The sequence below is a fragment of the [Phormidium] sp. LEGE 05292 genome (assembly GCF_015207735.1).
Lineage (GTDB): Bacteria > Cyanobacteriota > Cyanobacteriia > Cyanobacteriales > Aerosakkonemataceae > Floridanema.
Map to the genome: position 1 here is coordinate 24,493 of NZ_JADEWG010000081.1, position 6,346 is coordinate 30,838.

10 protein-coding genes are annotated in these 6,346 nt (G+C 39.5%); 7 read left to right on the forward strand and 3 right to left on the reverse strand.

Going from position 1 to position 6,346, the window contains the following annotated elements; translation table 11 throughout:
• Positions 1-19: 19 nt before the first annotated feature.
• The 7 genes from IQ264_RS20525 to IQ264_RS20555 all read left to right on the forward strand — a co-directional run bounded on the left by IQ264_RS20525 (position 20) and on the right by IQ264_RS20555 (position 4,537).
• On the forward strand, positions 20-253 hold the full coding sequence (locus IQ264_RS20525) for a hypothetical protein (protein WP_193982663.1): 234 nt from the start codon (positions 20-22) through the stop codon (positions 251-253).
• Between the two features lie 282 nt (positions 254-535).
• On the forward strand, positions 536-787 hold the full coding sequence (locus IQ264_RS20530; protein ID WP_193982664.1) for a hypothetical protein: 252 nt from the start codon (positions 536-538) through the stop codon (positions 785-787).
• Between the two features lie 41 nt (positions 788-828).
• Entirely contained in the window at positions 829-1,194 is a 366-nt protein-coding gene (locus IQ264_RS33725; RefSeq protein WP_193982665.1) for a YkvA family protein, read from the forward strand.
• Positions 1,195-1,296: 102 nt separating this feature from the next.
• Positions 1,297-1,641, forward strand: a complete 345-nt coding sequence (locus IQ264_RS20540; protein ID WP_193982666.1) for an MliC family protein — start codon at positions 1,297-1,299, stop codon at positions 1,639-1,641.
• Positions 1,642-1,744: 103 nt separating this feature from the next.
• Positions 1,745-2,437 (forward strand): hypothetical protein, encoded by a 693-nt coding sequence (locus IQ264_RS20545; protein ID WP_228061685.1) that lies wholly within the window; start codon positions 1,745-1,747, stop codon positions 2,435-2,437.
• Complete coding sequence (locus IQ264_RS20550; protein ID WP_193982667.1) at positions 2,430-3,113, forward strand: hypothetical protein; 684 nt, start codon at positions 2,430-2,432, stop codon at positions 3,111-3,113. The genes IQ264_RS20545 and IQ264_RS20550 overlap by 8 nt, the downstream gene beginning before the upstream one ends.
• Positions 3,114-3,121: 8 nt before the next feature.
• Positions 3,122-4,537 (forward strand): four-carbon acid sugar kinase family protein, encoded by a 1,416-nt coding sequence (locus tag IQ264_RS20555; protein ID WP_193982668.1) that lies wholly within the window; start codon positions 3,122-3,124, stop codon positions 4,535-4,537.
• Positions 4,538-4,733: 196 nt separating this feature from the next.
• On the opposite strand, the gene IQ264_RS20560 is transcribed toward IQ264_RS20555, so the two are convergent.
• The 3 genes from IQ264_RS20560 to IQ264_RS20570 all read right to left on the reverse strand — a co-directional run.
• A complete protein-coding gene (locus IQ264_RS20560; RefSeq protein WP_322744767.1) occupies positions 4,734-5,168 on the reverse strand; it encodes a PIN domain-containing protein in 435 nt (144 codons plus the stop codon).
• Positions 5,158-5,451 (reverse strand): hypothetical protein, encoded by a 294-nt coding sequence (locus IQ264_RS20565; protein WP_193982670.1) that lies wholly within the window; start codon positions 5,449-5,451, stop codon positions 5,158-5,160. Before IQ264_RS20565 ends, IQ264_RS20560 begins: the two co-directional genes overlap by 11 nt.
• 179 nt (positions 5,452-5,630) lie before the next feature.
• Positions 5,631-6,346: response regulator (locus tag IQ264_RS20570; protein WP_193982671.1), on the reverse strand; the 716-nt coding region annotated here is incomplete at its 5' end.

A 6,346-nucleotide genomic window follows, 5' to 3' on the forward strand; every position in this document is an offset into this window, starting at 1 on the left:
AAATAAAAGGAGGGTAACTATGATAAAACTAAACCCAAAACATTCAAAAGCAGCGCCGGAAACAGATCCAAATCTTCGACCTTATACCGATCCAAATCCTGCTACTTTTGTCGATCCTAATGTAGACCCTTACAAAGATCGTGAACCGAAAATTTTTGCAGATCCTAACGTAGAACCTTACGTCAGTTCCGATCCTGAACCCTATCAAAATCCTAATGTAGACCCTTATGTAAATTCAGAATTACAAAGCTAATTCTGCTTGCTAAAATTAGGAAAGTTTGGTTTCGTTCTTTCCAGCGATCGCACTCCTCATCTATAGTTAAAGTTAGCGAGCGCTCAAACTATACAATTTTTCTGTCAACTATCAAAAGTAATACTTTTAAACTCAATTAACTTTATTTACTTCATCTATAAGCATGATTTTTAGTTTTTTACTTTGGGAAGAAACCATTTGCTATCAAGTTAAGCTAAGGTTAAGGATACACCCTTTTGGAAAACCGGAAGGGAAAATTTTGTTAATAAGCGAGGTTAAGTTATGAATATTGAATCATTACTCGACGGAAGTATTAAAAAAGCATCTCAAGTGGTGGAAGATGTAAAGGAACAGGCTGAAAATAAAGTATTAGAACCAGGTAAAAAAGCTTTAAAGCAAGCTGAAAAACAAGAAAAAAAGGCGAAGAAGAAAGCTAAAAAAGAAACTAAAAAGGCAGAGAAAGAAGCCAAAAAAGCAGCTAAAAAAGCTAAAAAAAAACAACAAAAAACTCTCAAACAGTTAACGCCGAGTTAGATGGTGTTGGTGACGGTATTAAAAATTTAGGCAGCAAACCTGTGCAATTAGTAGCTTCAGTGTTAACTGGTGCGGTTAAGGATGTTAAAAAGGGTAAAATTACTTTAGGAATTCATCTAGATGACTTCCTTGGCAATCTTAAATCTGTGGTTGGTAAAGTGCCCTTTAGCAAAGATGCGATCGCTATGTATTATTGCATGAAAGACAAAGAAACACCAACCTACGTAAAAGGGATAATTGCTGCTGCCTTGACTTATTTATTCTTACCAGAAGATGTTATACCAGAATGGGTGGCAGGGCTAGGTTTCACTGATGATATTATAGTGATAACAACAGCACTTTCAGCTATCAGCGGTAATCTCACAGAAGAACATAGGCAAAAAGCGGAGGAATTTTTTGAGGCTTAGTCTGGATTAGCTAAATATTTCCTAAGAAATTACCCACGTTTGGCAAAAGCGATCGTAAGCTAGAGTAGGAACTTAAACTGCTGTGTGCAGGTGTGTAAAGTTATGAAAACAATTAAACTCGCAGCTTTTCTACTACCAATGGTTGTGGCGATCGCTACTTTACCAGCAACCGCCGAGCAACAGCAAGTGCATCGCTATCAATGTAGCAACGGTAAAACTTTCCAGGCGCAATATTCCCCAGAAACAGCACAAGTTAAGCTTGGTGAAAATCAAACCCTAACTCTCAAAGAAATTCCCTCTGCTTCCGGTGTTCGTTACACAAACAATAATACCACTCTCTTTACTAAAGGTAATGAAGCATTTATCCAAGTCGAAAATCAAGTGGTTTTTACAGGTTGTGTAGCTCAAGATACAACCAATCAAAGACGTATTCGCGCCCTTTGGTAAATGTTTTGCTCAACAAATTGGGGTTAACTACAATTGCTAGTTAACCCCAATGTTATACCCATAAGATTACATAAAATAGAAAAAGTAATTTACTAGAGTTTCTATGATTCCACACTGGCAACGAATGAGAAAAACACATACAGTAATGCAACCTGATTTACAGGGTTTAGAAATTACCAAAGGAGAGTTAAAAGCCCTCAGTGGTATAAGTGTAAATGCCGTAATAAGACCTTTCAAACTGCGGAAAATTTTTCAGGAAATTTTTACATCTGTTGTAGTTTTATTATTACTTATAATCAGTTGTTTATTGTTAATTATATGCTTTCCAAATTACAGAATTAGTTTAATTGTTATCCATTTATTTTTTGCCATTGGCTTAGTATTTGAAGATTTAAAGAGAATAGTTATAACTCAAAAAAATAAACATTTCGTTAGTTTGATTGATGATGTAGAAAGATATAATTCAGTAATCAAAAGTATTGATATTAACGACCAAATTGAAGCTGCTGGAAATCCGGGAGTCAAGTTAAAAGATAGAGAACGAGTAATTCAAGCTTTGCGGTTAACGCGAGAAGATATAGTCCGGGCTTTGAAAACTGAAAAAATCATTAGACAAAATCAAGCATTTATTAATTTAAATCCTGACTTATTTGCCAATAACTTAAAGGCTTTAACCGCATTACAAGTAGACGAACAAGCTAGTGAATACGGCAGAATTTTAAATGAAGCATTACAGATTGGCATGAGTATTCAAGATGAAATGAAACATTTAAAAGGTGAACGATTTAATGAATAAAAGCAATTTATTACAGCAGGATTTGTTAGGTTTAGAAATATCTCTGGGGGAAATCAAACATTTAACTGGAATTGACCCCGAAGATATTTTTCGACCTTCAACTTTAAGGGACTCCAATAAAAAATGGACTTTTTGGTTAAATGAAATTTCTATTGCCTTGGCACTGACACCAATTCTTTTGGGAGTTGTTTATGTATTTATTATTTTACCCACTAGAGGCGCATCATTAAAATGGGCAATTTTATTAATAGTTCTATTTCCCATTGTTATTGTAGTGGGGCGGTTGATTTGGTTAAAAAAGCATAGTCCAGACTTACTAGTAAACTTGCTAGACGAAATTGATAAATATCACGCCGTAGTTAAAGCAATAGATATCAAATACCAACTGGAAACAGTCAGCAACTATAGCAGTAGTTTAGACGAAAGAAAACAAGTGATTGCTGCATTGCAACTGACGCGGGAAGATTTGGTGCGGGCGTTGAAAAGCGATCGCATTTTGCGCGAAAATAAACAGCTACTCCCCACTAACACCGAACTTTTAACCAACAACCTAGCCGCATTACAAGCCTTACAAATCAATGCTAGCGCCGATGAATACGGAAGATTACTCAACGAGTCTTGGCAAATTAGCCTTACTGTACAAGAAGAAATGAGAAAATTGCTAAATCAGCGTTAAAGTGAAAAATGTCCAGCAAACCTAAAATTATTGTCCTCGATGATGACCCCACTGGTTCGCAAACCGTCCACAGCTGTTTGTTGTTGACACGCTGGGATGTAGACACCTTGCGACTAGGGTTAAAAGACGACTCGCCCATCTTCTTTGTTTTAACCAACACCAGGGCGCTAACACCAGAAGCAGCGGCGCAAGTCACGCGAGAAGTTTGCCATAACTTGAAAATTGCCATAGAAGCAGAAAAGATTCAAGATTTTCTCGTCGTCAGTCGTTCCGACTCCACCTTACGCGGACATTATCCCGTAGAAACAGACGTAATTGCCGAAGAACTGGGTCCCTTTGACGCACATTTTCTCGTTCCCGCATTTTTCGAGGGTGGAAGAATCACGATCGACAGCGTACACTATTTGATAGTTAACGGCTCTCCCACTCCCGTCCATGAAACCGAATTTGCCAAAGATTCCGTCTTCGCCTATCATCACAGTTACTTGCCAATGTACGTCGAAGAAAAAACCAAAGGCAGAATTTCCGCAAACACGGTAGAAAGATTTCTCTTAAAAGACATTCCCAAAGGAAGTGTAGAACGATTAATGCAGCTGTCGGGAAATCAATGTTGCGTTGTCGATGGCGAAACTCAAGCTGATTTAAACAAGTTCGCCGCTGACATTCTCACCGCTGCGAGTCAAGGAAAACGTTTTCTCTTTCGCAGTGCTGCCAGCATTTTAACAGCTTTAGCGGCTTTGCCTCCGCAACCGATCGCCGCTGAAGATATGGCAGAATATGTCAGAGAAGGGAAACCAGGCGCGGTAATAGTTGGTTCCCATGTGAAAAAAACAACCGAACAATTGGAAAAACTCTTACAAGAACCCGGTATTGTAGGAATTGAAGTAGATGTTTCTCATTTATTAGATGATGATCCCCCCCTACCCCCCCTTAATAAGGGGGGGGAATCTGAATCCCCCCTTACCAAGGGGGGAGAAGCTGTTTCCCCCCTTGATAAGGGGGGACAAAGGGGGGTGCAACGTGCAGCTTTGTTAGAAAAGACATTGCAAACTGTGCATAATGTTCACAATGAAGGGAAAACTCCTATAGTTTACACCAGTCGTCAAGAACTCACCTTTCCCGACACCGAAACTCGGTTAAAGTTTGGCATAGAAGTTTCAAGTCTATTAATGGATGTAGTGCGAGGTTTACCTAAAGATATTGGTTTTTTAATCAGTAAAGGTGGGATTACCTCAAACGATGTTTTGAGTACAGGTTTAGCTTTAACTTCGGCCCGATTGTTAGGGCAAATTTTAGCAGGTTGTTCGATGGTAAGAACCCCGGAAAATCATCCCCTATTTCCTAATTTACCAGTAGTTTTGTTCCCTGGAAATGTAGGAGACGCTGATGCTTTAGCCACAGTTTATCGCAGATTATCCAAATAATCCCGTAATTTCGTAGGGTGCTTATAGCCTGCGGCATTTAAGAAAAGTGCAACGTAACGCACCCTACATATAACTTGGGTTTTTCGGATAATTACGTGAAGATTTTAATACCTCACAGAACCCTAGACAAGCTTCGTTATTCTTACAAATAAAAATGATGTCCAGTGGGTGCAGCCTTTGCGGGAATTGCAGACCTCTACGAGGATACGACATTTCGCGGATCAATAGCTATTATCTCTGAAAAACGTTTGAAATCGTCAATATTAAATGTTAGTAGGTGTGTAATTTTGTGGCTTAACATTGCAGCAACTAAGCGTGCATCATGAACTTGTTTTCCCATAACTTGATGTTTAATAACCAAACGTTCCCACTCAGAAAAAATTGCGGGTATATCAGGATACAAAACAAATATGTTCTTGAGTTTTTGTGTTTCTTGTAATACTTGTTCAGTAGATAAACCTAACCCATTACTATTGATAGGTCTGGTAGCAACAGCCCAAAACTCTATTAAATTTTGGGGAATAATGCAGAGAACTTCGCCTTTTTTCTTGAGCAAAACTACTGCATTTAGAGCATCAGAATGTAGCGGGTTATTCTGTTGTACCAAACGCAGCAAAATATTAGTATCCACCAAATATGTCTAACATTTCATCTTCTCTGGTGTAAATACTCTCTCGGCTAACAGCTGCATCGGAAAGCGGAGGTGCTACAAAAAAAGGACTATTAATCAAATCTTTCAGTGCTGCTTCCCACTCCTCATAATTTGCAGTTTCAGAAAAGGTTATTTCTGTCTGATTAACCAAAGAATTCTCAATTAAAGATTCTAGATAAAGTTCTACTGATACACCTTGCAAAAGTGCTTGGGCAATCAGACGAGCTTCTATTTCTGGTTTTAATTGGAGTGTAATAGTCATTTGTCTGAAACACCTGAATCGAAATTGAAGCGATCGCCTATCTTTGGAATTTATATAATTAAGTGCCTATATTTTCCCATTATAAATACTTTTATGAGAAAAATCATCGATCGCATCTCCGTCCTGAAAAGACTATAAGTAATCCCAGTCCCTAGTCCCTAATCCCCAGTCCCCTTGCATTAGAGATGTTTCCTTTGCCCGATCGCCAAAACCGTTTGAACTAACTTTTCTGGTTCCAAGGGTTTAGTGACGTGCCGTTGATAGCCACTGGCTATGACTCGATGGTAATCATCTTCTCTGGCATAAGCAGTTAAAGCGATCGCAGGAATCAGCCCACCTTTTTCTGGTGATAAAGCCCGAATCTGTTGGATCAAGCAATAGCCATCGACTTCGGGCATCCCAATATCGCTGATTAATACATCGGGTTGAAAGGATTCCAGATTTGCCAGCACTTCCGATGCCGAGGTGAGGCTGAGAACTTCTGCACCATATAGGGTAAGGATTTCGGTTAATAGCTGACGTGCATCAGAGTCATCATCCACTGTGAGGATGCGAAATCCCGTGAGATCGGCTTCTTGGTTTTGCAGTTCTTCTGTTGGCACGCTTTCTGGTGCCACATTCAGCAAGGGCAACCGAACGGTAAAAGTAGCTCCCAATCCTTCACCGGGACTGTCAGCGGTAATTGTACCACCGTGAGCTTCTACCAACTGACGGACGATCGCCAACCCCAACCCTAATCCTCCATACTTGCGAGTAGTCGAAGCATCTTCCTGGCGGAACGATTCAAAGATGTAAGGGAGAAAGCCTGGATTAATGCCTTTGCCTGTATCCCTAACGGTAATTTGAGCAAATTGTGGCAACTGGGAAGAAGTGGGGGGATGGGGAGGTAGGGGGA